Below are 14,916 nucleotides of genomic sequence, written 5' to 3' on the forward strand. Positions count from 1 at the left end.
GCGACCCGCGGTCAGGCTCGCGGGATACGCCGCCGTACGTCGTCCACCGTGGCCGATCCCGGCGTCCACGCGGCCACCCACGGCTGTTCCGCGTCCGGGGTGAGCACGCCTTCCTCGAGGAACGCGTACCGACCGTCGAGCACGCGTCGGGTCGCCCTGACGTCGACCGGGTCGGTGTTGTCCCACAGGGCGGCGAACAGCGCCTCGGCGCGCAGCCGCGCCTGCCGACAGAAGAGGTCGGCCAATTCCAGACCGGCGGGGGTGTCGGCACGCTGGGCATGGGCACGGACGCACACCGCCGACATGGCGAACAGCTCGGCGCCGATGTCGACGATGCGGCCGAGGAAGCGCTGCTTGTGTTCGAGCTTGCCCTGCCAGCGGGACATGCCATAGAAGGTGGACCGGGCCAGCTTGCGGGAGGACCGTTCCACGAACCGGACATGCGCGGCGAGCGGGCCGTACTCCTCGTACCCGGAAAGGGTCTGACCGCGACCGACCGCGAGGGTGGGCAGCCAACGGGCGTAGAAGGCGCCGGCCCGCGCTCCGGCGCGGGCGCGGCGGCCCAGCCCGGCCTCCGGGTCGATGATGTCCCCGGCGACCGTGAGGTGCGCGTCGACCGCCTCGCGCGCGATGAGCAGGTGCATGATCTCGGTGGAGCCCTCGAAGATGCGGTTGATCCGCAGGTCGCGCAGGATCTGCTCGGACTCTGCGCCGCGCTCGCCGCGCGCGGTCAGCGACTCGGCCCGCTCGAAGCCGCGGCCGCCGCGGATCTGGACCAGCTCGTCGCCGACCCGCCAGGCCATCTCGCTGGCGAACAGCTTCACCAACGCCGCCTCGATCCGGATGTCGTTCTGGTCGTCGTCGGCCAGCGCGCAGCACAGATCGAGCATCGACTCCATCGCGTACGTGGTGGCGGCGATGAAGGCGATCTTCCCGGCGACCGCCTCGTGCTGCCCGACCGGGCGGCCCCACTGCACCCGCTCGGCCGACCACTCCCGGGAGATCGCCAGCGCGCGCTTGCCCGCGGCGACGCACATGGCGGGTAGCGACAGCCGGCCGGTGTTGAGCGTGGTCAGCGCGATCCGCAGGCCCTTGCCCAGCCCGCCGATCACGTTCTCCGCCGGGACGGACACGTCGTGGAAGCGGGTCAGGCTGTTCTCCAGCCCGCGCAGGCCCAGGAACGAGTTGCGCCGCTCGACCGTGATGCCGGGCGAGTCGCCTTCCACCACGAAGGCGGTGATGCCGCGGTCGGGCACCCGGGCCAGGACGACCAGCAGGGTGGCAACCGTGCCGTTGGTGGCCCACAGCTTGAGCCCGTTGAGGCGGTAGCCGCCCTCGACCGGCTCGGCGACCGTGCCCAGGCGGGCCGGGTCGGAGCCGACGTCCGGCTCGGTCAGCAGGAAAGCCGAGACCTCACCGGCCGCCAGCCGAGGGAGAAACGCCTGCTTCTGCGCGGGGGTGCCGAATTTCTTGAGCGGCTGCGGCACACCGATCGACTGGTGGGCGGACAGCAGCGCGGCTACGGCTGGGCTCGCCGAGGCGACCAGGGTCAGCGCCTTGCAGTAGTGCAGGTTGCTGAGGCCGAGACCGCCGTACTCCTTGTCGATCTTCATGCCGAAGGCGCCGAGCCGGGCGAGACCGTGGAACACCTCGTCCGGAATGCGGTCCTCACGCTCGATTCGGGCCCCGTCGACCTCGGTGCGCAGATACTCCGCCAGCCGGGTCAGGAACTCCTCGGCGTCGGGCTGCGGCTCGGCGACCGGCCACGGATCGATCAGTTCGAGCGGGAAGCGGCCCAGGAACAGCCCCTTGCCGAAGCTCGGTTTGCGCCACTCCGACTCGCGGGCGGCCTCGGCGACCTGCCGGGCCTGCTTCTCGGAGACATCGGCCTGCTTGCGCTGCGTCGTGGTCACGGTTTGCCCCTTCGACCGTACGGCTCGCTGCAGGCCACGCTACGCACATGTGTTACCGAGCGGTAGCCCTGCGTACGCAAAGGTCTTTCGTTTCGAGGGCTCAACCCCGGCGGCCCGCAGCCGATCAGGGGAACTGCAGCGACCGGGACCGAGCGAGGTGGTGGATCATCGAGAGCGACGTGCAGGCGGCGGTCCCCGTCATGGGCGGTGCCGGTGACGCGGGATTCCACGCGCTGGTGGAGCTGTCCCCGGACATCATCTTCGTGATCTGCGACGGCTACCACGTCTTCGCGAACCCGCGGGCCCTCGAACGGATGGGTGCCCAGACCGTGGCCGACCTCCAGGACCGGCCAGCCATCGAGTTCATGCACCCCGACTTCCGGAACACCGGCGCCCAGCGGATCCGGTCGCTGACCTCAGACGCCGAACCGCTGCGCTATGTCGAGGAGAAACTGCTCCCGCTGAGCGGCGGCGAGATCGACATCGAGGCCGCAGGCACCCCGCTGCTCTACGACGGCCGCCCGGCCGCCCTGATCATCGCCCGCGACATCACCGCCCGCAAGGCTGCCGAGGCTGAGCTGATCGCCGCCCAGCACCGCTTCCAGGGCGCCTTCCAGCACGCGCCGACCGGCATGGCGATCCTGGACGGCGAGGGTGCGGTGACCGAGGCCAACCCGGCCCTCGAGGAACTGCTCGACACCCCGTCCGCCGAACTGGTCGGCAAGACGTACTGGCAGTGGGTCGACGTGGCCGACCGGCAGCGCGCCCGGGCCGCCTTCCGCGAGCTGGCCGACGGCTCCGTCGAATCTTGTCGTGGCGACGTGCGGTTCCGCCGCCCGGACGGCACGACGCTCTGGGTGCACGTCCGGATGGCCGCGCTCGCCGACAGCGGCTCGTACGTGGCGCACCTGCACGACGTGACCGCTGCCAAGGCGGCCGAGGAGGAGCTCACTCAGCAGGCCCGTACCGACCCGCTGACCGAGCTGCCGAACCGGGCGGCCCTGATGCACCAGCTCACCGGGGCGCTGGCCGAACGGCTCAGCCTGGTCGCGGTGCTCTTCCTGGACCTGGACGGCTTCAAGCAGATCAACGACGAGTACGGCCACGCGGCCGGCGACGAGCTGCTGCGCCTGATGGGCCGCCGGCTGCGCGGTGCCATCCGGTCCGAGGACTTCATGGGCCGACTCGGCGGTGACGAGTTCGTGGCAATCCTCACCGGCCCCGACTGCGAGCAGCGCGCCCGCGGCCTGGCCGCCCGGATCCGCGGCGTGGTCCGCCAGCCGGTGCTGCTCGGCTGCGGCGTCGTCTGCGTCGGCGCGAGCATCGGCGTGGCCGTGGGCACCGGGACCGACCACTCGGCCGCGGAGCTGTTGGCCGCCGCCGACGCGGCGATGTACCGGGCGAAGTCCGCCCGGTACGGCGCCACCACGTCGTCCCCGATCGCGTCTTCCGCGCCGGCGGTCCCGGCCGTTACCGCCGGAACGGCCCCGTAACGCAGTAGGTGATGCCACCGGATGACTGTCCGGTGGTGCCCCGCTGCGACGAGAAGTAGAGCCGGTCGCCGGCAGGAGTGAAGGCGGGGCCAGTCAGCTCCGACCGGGACTGGCCCGTCACCCGCAGGAACGTCGAGATCTTGTCGTCCGGCGTGATCATGCAGATGTCCATCGTGTCGCCGTCCTCGGCGATGTAGAGGTCGCCGGCGGTCGTCCCGGTGATGTTGTCGACGCCGGACAGCGGGGCCGCGCCCGGGCTCACCAGATCGTCGTCGTAGGCCAGCTCGTACGTGCCGGCGGTCAGGTTGACCTGCCACACCCGGTTGTCGCCCTTGGTGGTGAACCAGACCGTGTCGTCCGCGTAGTAGCAGCCTTCGCCGCCGTTGAACACCTTCGAGCCGGACACCTGGCGGCGGGTCGCGAGCGGGAAGCCGTCCGGATCGGGGACGCGTGCCCAGGTGAACGCGCCGGACGTCGCGGTGCCGGCCTTCAGTACCTCGAGCCGGCCCGCGGACAGATCTCCCCACGTCGTCGGGACGAACCGGTAGAACCGGCCGTCCGACTCGTCCTCGGTGAGGTAGATGACCTGACGGACAGGATCGGCAGCCGCGGCTTCGTGCTTGAACTTGCCCATCGCCGGGCGCTGCACCGCGGCGCCGCCGAGCGGATAGGTCTCGAACACGCTCCCGCGGGGCACTTCCTCGCAGGACAGCCAGGTGTTCCAGGGAGTCTTGCCGCCTGCACAGTTCACATTGGTGCCGCCGAGGATGCGTGAGGCGCCGATGACCGCGCCGGACGCGGAGAACATGATCCGCGACGCGCCACCGCCGGCCGCCGAGGTCACCTCGGAGTTCGACACGTAGACCCAGCCGGTGCCGTTGGCGAAGACGGCGCCACCGTCGGGAGCGTCATGCCAGGTGTACGAGGTCCCGGGCACCACCTGCCGGGACCGGGCGACGACGGAGCTGGAAAAGCCGGCCGGCAGCTGGATCCCGTTCGCGTCCGCGGCGAGCAGCGGCCCGTACGGCCCGGGGGCGTTCTGAGCCGGTGCCCCGTACGCCGCCGACCAGGCCGTGAAGGGCAGTGCCACCGCGCCCGCGCCAGCGACCGTCGCGCGTAACATCGTCCGCCGATCCATGGAACCTCCTCGATGAGTGTGAACGGAATGTAGCGCCCGGTAGCTGGCCGGCGGCGAGGCGCAAGATGAACTTCTGGCACACGGTGCCGAATCATCGTTCTTGCCAACCACGCTCGCGAAGGTCGAGGCTGGAGACCGGAGGAGAAGGCCATGGTCAAGACTCGGATAGTGGTCGGCGCTGACGGGTCCGCCGGCGCGGTCGAGGCGGTGCGCTGGGCGGCGATCGAGACCCAGTTGCGTGGGGTGGACCTGCGCATCGTGACGGCCTACCACCGGCAGTCCACATCGGCTGCTGCGGCTGCCTCTGCTGCTGCAGCTGCCTCTGCCGCTTCGGCTGCTTCGGCCGGGGAGGAAGCCGCGGCCATCCTGCATGCCGCGGCCATTCAGGCCAGGGCGGTCGCGCCGGACATCGAGCTGCGGGTCATGGCGCTCCCCGGCTATGCGGTTCCTGTGCTGCTGCACGCAGCCGAGGAAGCGGCATTGCTGGTCGTCGGCAGCCGTCCCGACCGCGGCCTGCCCGGATTGCCGCATGGCTCGGTGCGCTCCCAGGTCGCGACCCGCGCCAGGGGCACGGTCGTCGTCGTGCGCGGCCGCCGGAACCCTGACACCGGCCCGGTGGTCGTCGGCGTCGGCGAGGATGCGAGCGCAGCGCCGGTCGTCGGCCGCGCCTTCGCGGAGGCCGACCTGCGCGGAGCGCCGCTGCTGGCGGTCACCGCCCAGGACAGCGCCCGCCGGCCGGGCTCAGCGGCGGAGAACGCGCTCGGTGGCGCTCCCGACAGCGTGCTCGACCCCTGGCGGGCCCGGTTCCCCGGCGTCACCGCGAATCGCGAGTTCACCGGCGGCGATCCCGGCAAGGTCCTGGTCGAACGCTCCCAGCAGGCCCAACTGGTGATCGTCGGCCCGCGCCGGCACGGCTACGAGGGGGTGCTGCTCGGCGCGACCGGCAGTCGCCTGCTGGAACGGTCCGCCTGCCCGGTGCTGGTCGCCCGTTAGAGCGCGTAGTCCGAGCGGAACAGCCGATCGGGGTCCACTGCCGCCCGGACTCGGCGCAGCCGGTCCAGGTTGGCGCCGTAGTAGCGGGGGAGCACCGCCGGATCCGGCTCCAGATAGTTCACGTAGCGGCCCGCCGACCACCGGGCCACCGCCCGATGGCCGCTCTCGATCCATCGGTACGCGTCTGACACCGCCGCAGCGTCGGTGGTCGGCGGCTCGACGAGCCACTGCAACATGGTGTGCGCGCCGCGCCAGGGGAAGGCGGTCGCGTCGGGCGCCACCCGGCCGAGCGCGCCGGTCATTCGCTTGAGCTTTGCCACCCCGGGACGCCGCTGCTGAGCCCGGCGTTCGACGGTGGCAAGCAGCGCCGACACGCCCGCGGCGGGCAGCACGCGCGGAAAGATCTCACTGCCGATCAGTTCGGTGGACCGGGCCGCGCAGGACTGCACGTCGGCACACCCCGCCCGGTCGTGCACGACGTCGAGGTAGGGTCGTCGGCTCAGCGCCGCCGACCGCGGCTGCCGCCCGATCGCCCGGACGATCGCCGCGACCTCGGCGTCCGGGTCGCCGTCCAGAACGACACCGGATACGCGTACGGACAACCGCCCGCGCGCGTCGGTCGCGAATTGGCAGGTGGACCAGGTCTCGTCCGGTGCCACGGCCAGCCGGGCCTGCCAGCCTGCCGCGACCTTGGCGGCGTCGGCCCACGCGTAGGCGAGCACGAATCGTCCGACCGGCGAGGTGCGATGCGTGCGGAGCCGCCACGAGGTGACCACCCCGAACTGGCCGCCCCCGCCGCCGCGCAACGCCCAGAACAGGTCCGGCTCCCGGGTGGCATCCACTGTGCGGCGGCGACCGTTCGCGGTCACCACTTCGGCGGCCACTACCGCGTCGCAGGTCAACCCGTACGCGGAAGCAGCCATGCCGATCCCGCCGCCCAGCGTGATCCCGCCGATGCCCACGCTGCCGCAGGAGCCGGACGGTACGCCCACCCCGCGGGCACCGAGCTGGTTGTAGACGTCGATGAGTCGGGCCCCGCCGCCGACTGTCGCGGTACGGGACGCCGGGTCGTAGGCCACAGTGCCGAGGCGGCGCAGGTCGAGGACGATGCCGGTGCGGCTCACGGACGCGCCGACGTACGAATGACCGCCGCCGCGCGGGACCACCGGCAACCGGGACTGGCGGGCGAAGCGCAGGACCTCGGTGACGTCGGCGCTGGAGGCGCAGCGCACGACCGCGGGTGGTCGGACGCCGTCGAACCGGGGATCAACCAGCCGTCGCGCGCTGTCGTAGTTCCCGGACCCGGGCAGGTCGACTGTCCCGCCGAGGGAGGCGGCGAGCGCCGACCAGTCCGGTCCCGCGGCGCCCCGGGCGACACCCGGCACGAGGGCGGCGGTGAGGCTGGCGGCTCCGGTGCGGAGCAGGGCGCGACGCGACAACGACATGCCGCAAATATTCGCATATCGGGCGTCCGGGATGCTCTGCTCCCCTTTTGCAACTGGCCGTGAACTCAACCAAGGACGACTTTTTCCCGATGGGTCAGACACAAGTCTCGTCAGCATGGCGCAGACCACAGGCTCAGGAGTGACTCGTGCGTTTGTTCCGTGACATCAGCGTCGGCAAGCGGCTGGCATCCGCCTTCTGCGTCCTCAGCGCCCTGATCATGTTGGCCGCCGCCGCGGGCTGGTGGGGACTGAACAAGCAGGACGAGATGCAGCAGAAGCTCGCCGGCCGGGAACAGGTCCGCGACGACGTCCAGGGCATGGCCTACGCCGCCGCCGACATCACCGGCTGGCAGGGCCTGGTCATCGCCGACGCCGGCGCCTACGGGTACGCCTACGCCACCGGCACCGGTAAGGACCAGGGCTACAACCGCCAGGGCTTCCTCGAGGCCAAGGCCGCCATCTACAAGGCGTTCGAAGAAGCGCATGTGGACGCCCTGAGCCCGGCGGAGCAGGCGGAATTCGCCAAGCTGAAGCCGGCGTGGGACGACTTCTTCGCCTGGGACGACAAGCTCATGGAGTGGCTGAAGCCCGACGACCAGGCGTCCCGCGCCAAGGTCATGGACAGCGTCAACGGCGGCGCGGCGTCCGACTCGTACGGCACTGTTCTCGAGGTCACCGGAAACCTTCAGGATTCGCTCGACACCCGCGTGGCGGCGTTGCGCGAGCAAGCCGCCAAGGTCCGCTCGATGAGCCTCATGGTGCTCGGTGGCTCCCTCGTCGTAGCCCTCATCCTCGCCGTCCTCATGGGCATCGCCGTCACCCGCTCCGTCGTCCGCCCCCTGGGGGTCGTCGTCGACGCGCTGCACCGCCTCGCCGAGCGCGACCTCACCGCCCGGGCCGACGTCAAGTCCAAGGACGAGATGGGCAAACTCGGCGAAGCGCTCAACACCACGGCCGGCGCCCTGCGCGACACCGTCTCGATGATCGCCGGGCACGCCGGCACCCTGTCCGCCGCGTCGGAAGAGCTGTCCGTCGTCTCGACGCAGATCGCCGCCTCCGCCGAAGAGGCCGACGCCCAGGCCAACGTGGTCAACGGCGCCGCCACTCAGGTGTCCGGCAACGTCAACACGCTGGCCGCCGGCAGCGAAGAGATGGGTCTCGCCATCCAGGAGATCGCCCGCAACGCCGGCGACGCGGCCCGGGTCGCCGCCGAAGCCGTCACCGCAGCGCGGGAGACCACCGCGACGGTCGGCAAGCTCGGCACCTCCTCGGCGGAAATCGGCGACGTCGTCAAGGTGATCACCTCCATCGCCGAGCAGACCAACCTGCTCGCCCTCAACGCCACCATCGAGGCGGCCCGTGCCGGGGAGGCCGGCAAGGGCTTCGCGGTGGTCGCCGGCGAAGTCAAGGACCTGGCCCAGGAGACGGCGAAAGCCACCGAGGACATCGCCCGCCGGGTGCAGTCCATTCAGGCCGACACCGAGAGCGCGGTCGGCGCGATCGGCCAGATCAGCAGCGTGATCGACCGGATCAGCGGCTCGCAGAACCTGATCGCCGCGGCCGTCGAGGAGCAGACGGCGACCGCCAGCGAGATGAGCCGCAACGTCGCCGAGGCGGCCGAAGGCAGCCGCGAGATCGCCCAGAACATCGCCGGTGTCGCCACCGCCGTGGCGACCACCACCCAGGGCGTCAGCCAGTCCCAGCAGGCCTCCGCCGAACTGGCCCGGATGAGCAACGAGTTGCAGCACCTCGTCAACGGTTTCCGCCTGTAGCTCTTCGGACGACCGCCCACCGGTGACGCCCACCGGTGGGCGGTCGTTCTATAAGTAAAGGAGGCACGGGGGTCGATCGGAGGTGCGTCCCCCCATGCTGTCCGCCGCCGACGCGTCGCTGCTGGACGAGATCGTCGAGATCGCGCTCACTCCCGGCACCCCTGAGGAACGAGCAGCCGCCCTGCTGGAACCGCTGCGCCGGCTCACACCCTCCGACGCCCTCTTCATCACCGCCTTCGACCCGGACAGCCGGATGCAGACACCGCTGCTGCGGCACGGTTACACCGAGGCGGTGTCGGAAGCCCTGGACGGCCCGCAGTTCACCGCCGACATCGAGCAGGCCGGCCTCCAAGGCCCCCGGCCACCCGTCCGCCTGGTCGACCTGCAGTTTCCCGTCGACCGGCTGCCGACCTGGTCGGAATACCTCTACCCCGCCGGGATCCGCGAAGGCCTCGGCGCCGGCCTCTTCACCCGCGACGGCCGCTACCTCGGCGTCGTCAACACCAGCAGCGCCGACGCCCGCCCCGCCACGGACGAAGCGCGCGCCCTGCTCCACCACGCCGGCCCCTGGATCGCCCACGCCATCGACCCCCTGCGGACGGTCAACGCCATCGCCGCCCTGGTCAGCGACGCGGTCGCCGGCGTCGCCCTCACCCGCTCCGGCAACACCCAGCCCCTCACCGGCCTGCCCGGCCACGACCTCCTCGCCCCCGGCACCCCGCTGCTCGCCACCGCAGCAGCGCATCCGGCCGGCAGCGCCCTCGCCGCCTTCCTCTGCCCAGCCGACCCCCACGGCGGGCTGTTCCGGGTCAGCATCCTCGCCTGCCCGCCGCATCCCCCCGGCCATCTCACCCGCGTACTCCTGCTGTCGCCGGCGCCGTACCCGCACGGCCTCACCCGTACCGAACTGCAGATCCTCGGCCACCTGGTCGACGACTCGCCGCCCACCCGGCTCGCCCCCACCGCGGCCCTCCCCGCCCATCTCGCCAGCATCACCACCAAACTCAACGCCGTCTCCCACCGGGCCGCCGCCGTCCTCGCCCACCGCCGCGGCGCCTACATCCCCCCGCAACTCACCCCGGCCGCCCGATAAGTCGCGCACAGTCCGGCCCTCGATGTCGGACCCCACCGCTACAGTCCTTCGGTCGGTTCACCTGAACGGGGGATGTGCACATGGGAAGTATCGTCACGCCACCGCCACCATTGGCGGTGGAGGATGTGTTCTCGGAGTTCGCGGGCCAGTCGAAGACGACGGTGCGACTGCATCCGCGGCGGGCCTACCCGGGGGTGCGGGAAAGTTCGCTGGGCGGGCTGCTGCTGTGGCCGGCTGAGGAGGCCTGGCCGGAGTGCGCTGCCGGGGATGACCACGACGAGCCGATAGTGCTGGTCGCGGTGCTGCAGATCTTCGCGAGAGACGTGCCCGAGCTGCCCTTCCCCAATGGGACCGATGTCTTCCAGCTGCTGTGGTGCCCGGCGCTGCACGACGAGGACTGTCGACCGCGCCCGGTCGTGCGGTGGCGGGCGGAAGCCTCGATCGGCGAGCTGCTCGACAACCCGGAGCCGCCGGACGACGAGGATGTCGAGGACAACCACGTGCCGAATATCTGTGGGCTGAGTCCCGAGCGGGTCAGAGAGCTTCCCTACCCCTGGGAACTCGACGCAGACCTGCGCGACCGGGTGGAAGCGTGGGCGAAGGAGCGCGGATGGAGCTACTTCGCGCATCTCAGCGCCGCCAGCGGCACCAAGGTGGGCGGCTGGCCGCAGTGGATTCAGGACCCGGAATACCCGGTGTGCCACTGCGGCACCACCATGACCCACCTGATCACCGTCGCCTCCGGCGAGTGGGATGGGGAATCCTGGCGTCGCTGGAGCCCCGAAGGCACCGTGGACGGCGGCGAGGCCGCAGGGCTCTGCCTCGGTGATGGCGGTTCGAACTACTTCTTCACGTGTCCACGCTGCCCGAACGACCCGCCAGTCATGGTCTTTCAATGCTCCTGACCTGATCGCTGGGGCGTTCATAGACGAGTTCCCGCCCGTCCTCGTCGTCCCACTGCTCGCCGACCTGGCTGAAGTCGTACTGCAGCGCCAGTCGCGATGACGCCAGGTTGTCGGGTCGGATGCTGACCCGTACCCGCCGGACGTGGGGTTCCCGGGCTGCCCCGGGCGAGCAGCGCTTCCAGCGCGGCGCGGGCGTATCCCTGCCGTCGCTGGTGGGGGTCGATGCGGTAGCCGATCTCCACCATTCCTGAGCGGTCCGGCGGAGCGTGGAAGCCGGCCGCCCCGACGGCTCGGCCTCGACTTTCGTCCCAGACGATGCCGGTGACCCATCCGGCACTGGCGGGGTCCTGCGCGACCTGCGCATCGCGCATCCGCCACAGGCCGCGACATTCCGGGCCCGCAAGGTAGGCGGATGGCGCTACCGGGCTGAGGGCGATGGCGGCAGTCAGGTCACCCTCGGCCAGAGCGTGGAGCGCGGCTCCGGGCAGGTGGACGATGCGGATTTCGCCGGCGGTGCTGTGCATCGAGCCAGCATCGCGGATCCGGCCCGCCGACGCTCGGTAAGCGGTAGGTGTGGTTCGGGGCTGTCACATTCGCGGGCTCGGCGGTGCTTTGTAGGTATGGAGCAAGCAGCCGAGCTCGGGAGTCGCGGGCCGTACGGAAGGGCGGCGATGCCGTGACGGAGAGGTTCCGGGGGGACCTGGAGGCGGTCTTCCGGTCGGCCTATCCGCGGGTTGTCGGGGTGGCCGCGCGGGTGCTCGGGTCTCGGGACGAGGCCGAGGACGTGGCGCAGGAGGTGTTCCTGACCTTTGCGCGATCCTCGGTGCCAGCTGGGGAGGCTGCCGGCTGGCTTTCCGTGGCTGCCGCACATGCCGCGCTGAATCATTTACGGTCCGGGCGGCGGCGGGCCGCGCGGGAGGGTTCGGCCGGCGCGGCGGATGCCGTCGCCGGGGACATCGCCGATGACGTGGTGACCCGGGATGAACACCGCCGGGTACGGGCGGCGCTGGCGCGGCTGCCGAAGCGGCATGCGGTTGCTCTGGTTCTGCGGCACAGCGGTCTCAGTTATGCCGAGGTCGCGGCCGCTCTTGATCTTTCTCCCGGCAGCGTCGGCACCACTGTGCGACGCGCCGAGTCCGCTCTACGCGAGGAGTTGATCCGTCATGCGTCATCCGAGTGAGGGCATGTTGCGCCGGCTCGTGGACGAGCCGGCCGGGGTGGCCCAGGCCGACCGTGAGCACGTGGCGGGCTGCTCGGCCTGCCTCGCCGGTCTGGCAAGCGTCCAGGCGGATGCGTCGGCCGCGGCCGGCCTGCTGTCCGCCGGCCCGGCCCCCGACGTCGATGCGGGCTGGTCCCGCCTGTCTCTGGCACTGGCTGAGGAGACCAGCCCGCGGGTGAGTCCGCAGAAGCCGGCCCGACGCTGGCATACGGCGTTGCGCAGCCCGATCATCGCCGTGGTGGGAGTGGCCGCGTTGGTCGCCGGGGCCGGTGCCGCGGCGGCCGCGGACTGGCTGCCGATCTTCCGGGCCGAGAAGATCGCGCCGATCACCGCGCCCGAGGCCGACCTGGTCAAGCTGCCGGATCTGTCGGCGTTCGGCGAGCTGCAGGTCACCGAGAAGGTCAGCGTACGGGGGGTCGACAGCGCCGCCGCCGCGCAGCAGGCCACCGGGCTGGCGATTCCCCGGATCGGCGAGCTGCCCCGCGGCGTTTCCGGGGACCCGGTGTACCGGGTCGGCGGGAAGACAACGGCGGTGTTCACGTACTCGGCGGAGAAGACCGCGCAGACTGCGTCGGCGGCGGGGGAGTCGGTGCCGCCGGCACCGCCGGGACTGGACGGGAGCCGGTTCCGGTTGTCGGCCGGTCCGGGCTTCGCCGCGGTGTGGTCCGGGGGGAAGCCGGTGCCGTCGCTGGTGGTGGCTCGGGCGGTGGCGCCGACCGCGTACGCGCAGGGGGTGCCGTTTGAAACGGCGCGGGACTATCTGCTGTCGCTGCCGCTGTTGCCGGCGAATGTCGCCGGGCAGTTGCGCACCTTCTCCGCTGACGGTGCCACGTTGCCGCTGTTCCTGGCCGTCGAGGAGATGACCAGTTCGACCGCGGACGTGCACGGGCGGCCGGCAACCGTGCTTGCTTCCCGGGACGGGGTCCTGGGCGCGGTGGTCTGGGTGGAGGACGGCGTGATCACGGCGGTCGCGGGGTCCTTGCGGACGGACGAGGTGCTGGCTGTGGCCCGTGGGATGAGGTGGGACGGATGACCGGCGCGCCTGCGCTCGACGCCGCGAAGCGGTTGGTGAGTGAGCTGCCGCCTGCGCCGGCGGTGTGGTGTTCGGGGCTGCGCAAGCGGTACCGGCGGCGTACCGCGGTGGACGGTGTGTCGTTCACGGTGGCTCGTGGGGAGGTGCTGGGCCTGCTCGGGCCGAACGGTGCGGGCAAGACCAGCGTCATCAAGATTCTGCTCGGCCTGGTGCGGCCGGACGCGGGTGAGGTCCTTCTGCTCGGCCGGCCGGCCGGGGACCCGCGCGCCCGCGCTCGGGCGGGCTATCTGCCGGAGCTGTTCCGCTATCAGCCGTGGTTGACCGCCGTCGAGGTGTTGGCCTTGCATGTCCGGCTGGCGGGCGTCGCGGTGCCAACGGGAGACCAGCGCGAGTGCCTCGGCACGGTCGGTCTCGCCGACCGGGCCGGCGACCGGGTGGGCGGTTTCTCGAAGGGCATGCAGCAGCGCCTTGGCCTTGCCGTCGCGCTGGTGGCCCGGCCGGAGCTGGTGATCCTCGACGAGCCGACGAGCGCCTTGGATCCGCTGGGCCGGGCCGATGTTCGCGACCTGCTGCTCGCGTTGAAGGAGCGGGGCGTGGCGGTGCTGCTCAACTCGCACTTGATCGGCGAGGTGGAGCGGGTCTGTGACCGGGTGGTGATCCTGGACAAGGGCCGGGTGGCCGCGGCCGGCACGCTCGCGGAGTTGCTCGGTGGGCGCGAACTGCGGCTGCGGCTGACCGGGGTGGATGACCCGGCGGAGGCCCGGCTGACGGCCGCCGGGCGGCTTTCCCGCAGCGGCGACACCTTCACCGTCGAGTTGCCGGCCGAGCCGGATGCCGCCCTGGTGCCGGAGCTCGTGGCTGACCTGGTCGGGCTGGGCGTCCGCGTGCATGCGGTGGAACCCGCCCGGGTCAGCCTGGAAGAACGGCTGCTGGACATTTTGCGTACGGGCACCACCGAGGAGCAACGATGACCGTTCGTACCGTGTGCACTATCGCCGCGCTCACCCTGCAGGAAGCCGCTCGCCGGCGGGTGCTGCGGTCGTTGGCGGTGTTGACCGTGGTGTTGTTGGCGCTCAGCGCGTGGGGGTTCTCCCGGCTGGATGCGGAGTTCGGCGGGCTCACCTCCGGCGAGGCCAAGGTGGCCGGCTCTACGGTGCTGAACCTGGTGATGTTCGGCTTGAGCCTGATCGCCGCACTCGGCACTGCCTTCCTGGCCGGCCCGACGGTGGCGGGGGAGATCGAGTCAGGCATCGCGCTGTCGGTGCTCGCCCGGCCGGTCCGCCGCTCGGCGGTGCTGCTCGGCAAGTGGCTGGGACTGGTCGGCTTCGGCAGCGGGTTTGTGTGCGTGGCGGGGGTGGCCCAGTTCGTCATCGTGCGGACGACGGTGGGCTTTTGGCCCCCACATCCGGTCACAGGCCTTGCGTTGCTCGCGGCACAGACGACCGTCCTGCTCACGCTCGGCCTGCTGCTGTCGACGGCCATTTCGCCGATGGCGTCGGGGATTGTGGCGGTGGGGTTGTTCGGTGCCACCTGGATCGCGGGTGTGGTCGGTTCGGTCGGCGATGCGCTCGGCAACGACAGCCTCGCCCAGGTCGGCACCGTCTCCCGGATGCTGCTGCCCACCGACGGGCTGTGGCGAGGAGCGATGAACTCCTTCCAGGACCCGACGCTGCTCCTGCAGGTCGGCTCGGGGATCGAGGAGTCGCCATTTTTGAGTATGGCTCCGCTCGCGGGCACGTACTTGGCCTGGACCGGGGTATGGATCCTCCTCGTGCTCGGCCTCACGGCGTTCGCCTTCCAGCGCCGCGATCTCTAGTTGTTCTGTCCACGGACGTTGGTAACGCGTCGGAAGTCCTGACACGGTGAGGACCTCCGGGTGAGGTGGAGCTTGTCGAGAGTTCCGTTTCACCCG

At 71.3% G+C, this 14,916-nt stretch carries 13 protein-coding genes; 9 read left to right on the plus strand and 4 right to left on the minus strand.

The window, feature by feature from the left end; all coding sequences use genetic code 11:
- Nucleotides 1-11: 11 nt before the first annotated feature.
- Entirely contained in the window at nt 12-1,913 is a 1,902-nt protein-coding gene (locus ACIA1L_RS07805) for an acyl-CoA dehydrogenase family protein (protein ID WP_396071735.1), read from the minus strand.
- Between the two features lie 179 nt (nt 1,914-2,092).
- Here ACIA1L_RS07805 and ACIA1L_RS07810 point away from each other — a divergent pair, with 179 nt between their 5' ends.
- Entirely contained in the window at nt 2,093-3,406 is a 1,314-nt protein-coding gene (locus tag ACIA1L_RS07810) for a diguanylate cyclase domain-containing protein (RefSeq protein ID WP_396071737.1), read from the plus strand.
- On the opposite strand, the gene ACIA1L_RS07815 is transcribed toward ACIA1L_RS07810, so the two are convergent.
- Nucleotides 3,384-4,544: an alkaline phosphatase PhoX gene (locus ACIA1L_RS07815; RefSeq protein ID WP_396071738.1), complete on the minus strand. Its 1,161-nt coding sequence runs from the start codon at nt 4,542-4,544 to the stop codon at nt 3,384-3,386. The two genes, ACIA1L_RS07810 and ACIA1L_RS07815, sit on opposite strands and share 23 nt — an antisense overlap.
- 150 nt (nt 4,545-4,694) lie before the next feature.
- On the opposite strand from ACIA1L_RS07815, the gene ACIA1L_RS07820 reads away from it, so the two are divergent.
- Entirely contained in the window at nt 4,695-5,537 is an 843-nt protein-coding gene (locus ACIA1L_RS07820; RefSeq protein ID WP_396071739.1) for a universal stress protein, read from the plus strand.
- Here the strand turns inward: ACIA1L_RS07820 and ACIA1L_RS07825 are convergent.
- Nucleotides 5,534-6,982, minus strand: coding sequence for an FAD-binding oxidoreductase (locus ACIA1L_RS07825; RefSeq protein WP_396071740.1), 1,449 nt, complete (start codon nt 6,980-6,982; stop codon nt 5,534-5,536). The genes ACIA1L_RS07820 and ACIA1L_RS07825 overlap by 4 nt on opposite strands.
- Nucleotides 6,983-7,128: 146 nt before the next feature.
- Here ACIA1L_RS07825 and ACIA1L_RS07830 point away from each other — a divergent pair, with 146 nt between their 5' ends.
- From ACIA1L_RS07830 to ACIA1L_RS07840, 3 genes are all read left to right on the plus strand, one after another.
- A complete protein-coding gene (locus ACIA1L_RS07830) occupies nt 7,129-8,754 on the plus strand; it encodes a methyl-accepting chemotaxis protein (protein WP_396071742.1) in 1,626 nt (541 codons plus the stop codon).
- 94 nt (nt 8,755-8,848) lie between these two features.
- Nucleotides 8,849-9,847 carry a hypothetical protein gene (locus ACIA1L_RS07835; RefSeq protein WP_396071743.1) on the plus strand — a complete coding sequence of 333 codons (999 nt, stop codon included), beginning with the start codon at nt 8,849-8,851 and terminating at the stop codon, nt 9,845-9,847.
- An 80-nt stretch (nt 9,848-9,927) separates the two neighbouring features.
- Nucleotides 9,928-10,752, plus strand: coding sequence for a hypothetical protein (locus ACIA1L_RS07840; RefSeq protein ID WP_396071744.1), 825 nt, complete (start codon nt 9,928-9,930; stop codon nt 10,750-10,752).
- Between the two features lie 17 nt (nt 10,753-10,769).
- Here ACIA1L_RS07840 and ACIA1L_RS07845 read toward each other — a convergent pair whose 3' ends face one another.
- The gene (locus tag ACIA1L_RS07845; RefSeq protein WP_396071745.1) at nt 10,770-11,276 is read right to left on the minus strand and encodes a GNAT family N-acetyltransferase; all 507 of its coding nucleotides are present in this window, start codon (nt 11,274-11,276) and stop codon (nt 10,770-10,772) included.
- 152 nt (nt 11,277-11,428) lie between these two features.
- Here ACIA1L_RS07845 and ACIA1L_RS07850 point away from each other — a divergent pair, with 152 nt between their 5' ends.
- The 4 genes from ACIA1L_RS07850 to ACIA1L_RS07865 are packed head-to-tail and all read left to right on the plus strand — an operon-like array spanning nt 11,429 to nt 14,820.
- Nucleotides 11,429-11,932, plus strand: coding sequence for a sigma-70 family RNA polymerase sigma factor (locus tag ACIA1L_RS07850; RefSeq protein ID WP_396071746.1), 504 nt, complete (start codon nt 11,429-11,431; stop codon nt 11,930-11,932).
- The gene (locus ACIA1L_RS07855) at nt 11,916-13,004 is read left to right on the plus strand and encodes a hypothetical protein (protein ID WP_396071748.1); all 1,089 of its coding nucleotides are present in this window, start codon (nt 11,916-11,918) and stop codon (nt 13,002-13,004) included. Before ACIA1L_RS07850 ends, ACIA1L_RS07855 begins: the two co-directional genes overlap by 17 nt.
- Nucleotides 13,001-13,975: an ABC transporter ATP-binding protein gene (locus ACIA1L_RS07860; RefSeq protein WP_396071749.1), complete on the plus strand. Its 975-nt coding sequence runs from the start codon at nt 13,001-13,003 to the stop codon at nt 13,973-13,975. Before ACIA1L_RS07855 ends, ACIA1L_RS07860 begins: the two co-directional genes overlap by 4 nt.
- A complete protein-coding gene (locus ACIA1L_RS07865) occupies nt 13,972-14,820 on the plus strand; it encodes an ABC transporter permease (RefSeq protein WP_396071751.1) in 849 nt (282 codons plus the stop codon). The genes ACIA1L_RS07860 and ACIA1L_RS07865 overlap by 4 nt, the downstream gene beginning before the upstream one ends.
- Nucleotides 14,821-14,916 lie beyond the last annotated feature (96 nt).

The organism is Actinoplanes sp. NPDC051859, from assembly GCF_044452725.1.
GTDB lineage: Bacteria > Actinomycetota > Actinomycetes > Mycobacteriales > Micromonosporaceae > Actinoplanes.

Bases quoted from the DNA above. Each gene is read 5' to 3' on its own strand.
- ACIA1L_RS07815 (WP_396071738.1), bottom strand. From the start codon at position 4,544: ATGGATCGGCGGACGATGTTACGCGCGACGGTCGCTGGCGCGGGCGCG.
- ACIA1L_RS07820 (WP_396071739.1), top strand. From the start codon at position 4,695: ATGGTCAAGACTCGGATAGTGGTCGGCGCTGACGGGTCCGCCGGCGCG.
- ACIA1L_RS07825 (WP_396071740.1), bottom strand. From the start codon at position 6,982: ATGTCGTTGTCGCGTCGCGCCCTGCTCCGCACCGGAGCCGCCAGCCTC.
- ACIA1L_RS07835 (WP_396071743.1), top strand. From the start codon at position 8,849: ATGCTGTCCGCCGCCGACGCGTCGCTGCTGGACGAGATCGTCGAGATC.
- ACIA1L_RS07840 (WP_396071744.1), top strand. From the start codon at position 9,928: ATGGGAAGTATCGTCACGCCACCGCCACCATTGGCGGTGGAGGATGTG.
- ACIA1L_RS07845 (WP_396071745.1), bottom strand. From the start codon at position 11,276: ATGCACAGCACCGCCGGCGAAATCCGCATCGTCCACCTGCCCGGAGCC.
- ACIA1L_RS07855 (WP_396071748.1), top strand. From the start codon at position 11,916: ATGCGTCATCCGAGTGAGGGCATGTTGCGCCGGCTCGTGGACGAGCCG.
- ACIA1L_RS07860 (WP_396071749.1), top strand. From the start codon at position 13,001: ATGACCGGCGCGCCTGCGCTCGACGCCGCGAAGCGGTTGGTGAGTGAG.
- ACIA1L_RS07865 (WP_396071751.1), top strand. From the start codon at position 13,972: ATGACCGTTCGTACCGTGTGCACTATCGCCGCGCTCACCCTGCAGGAA.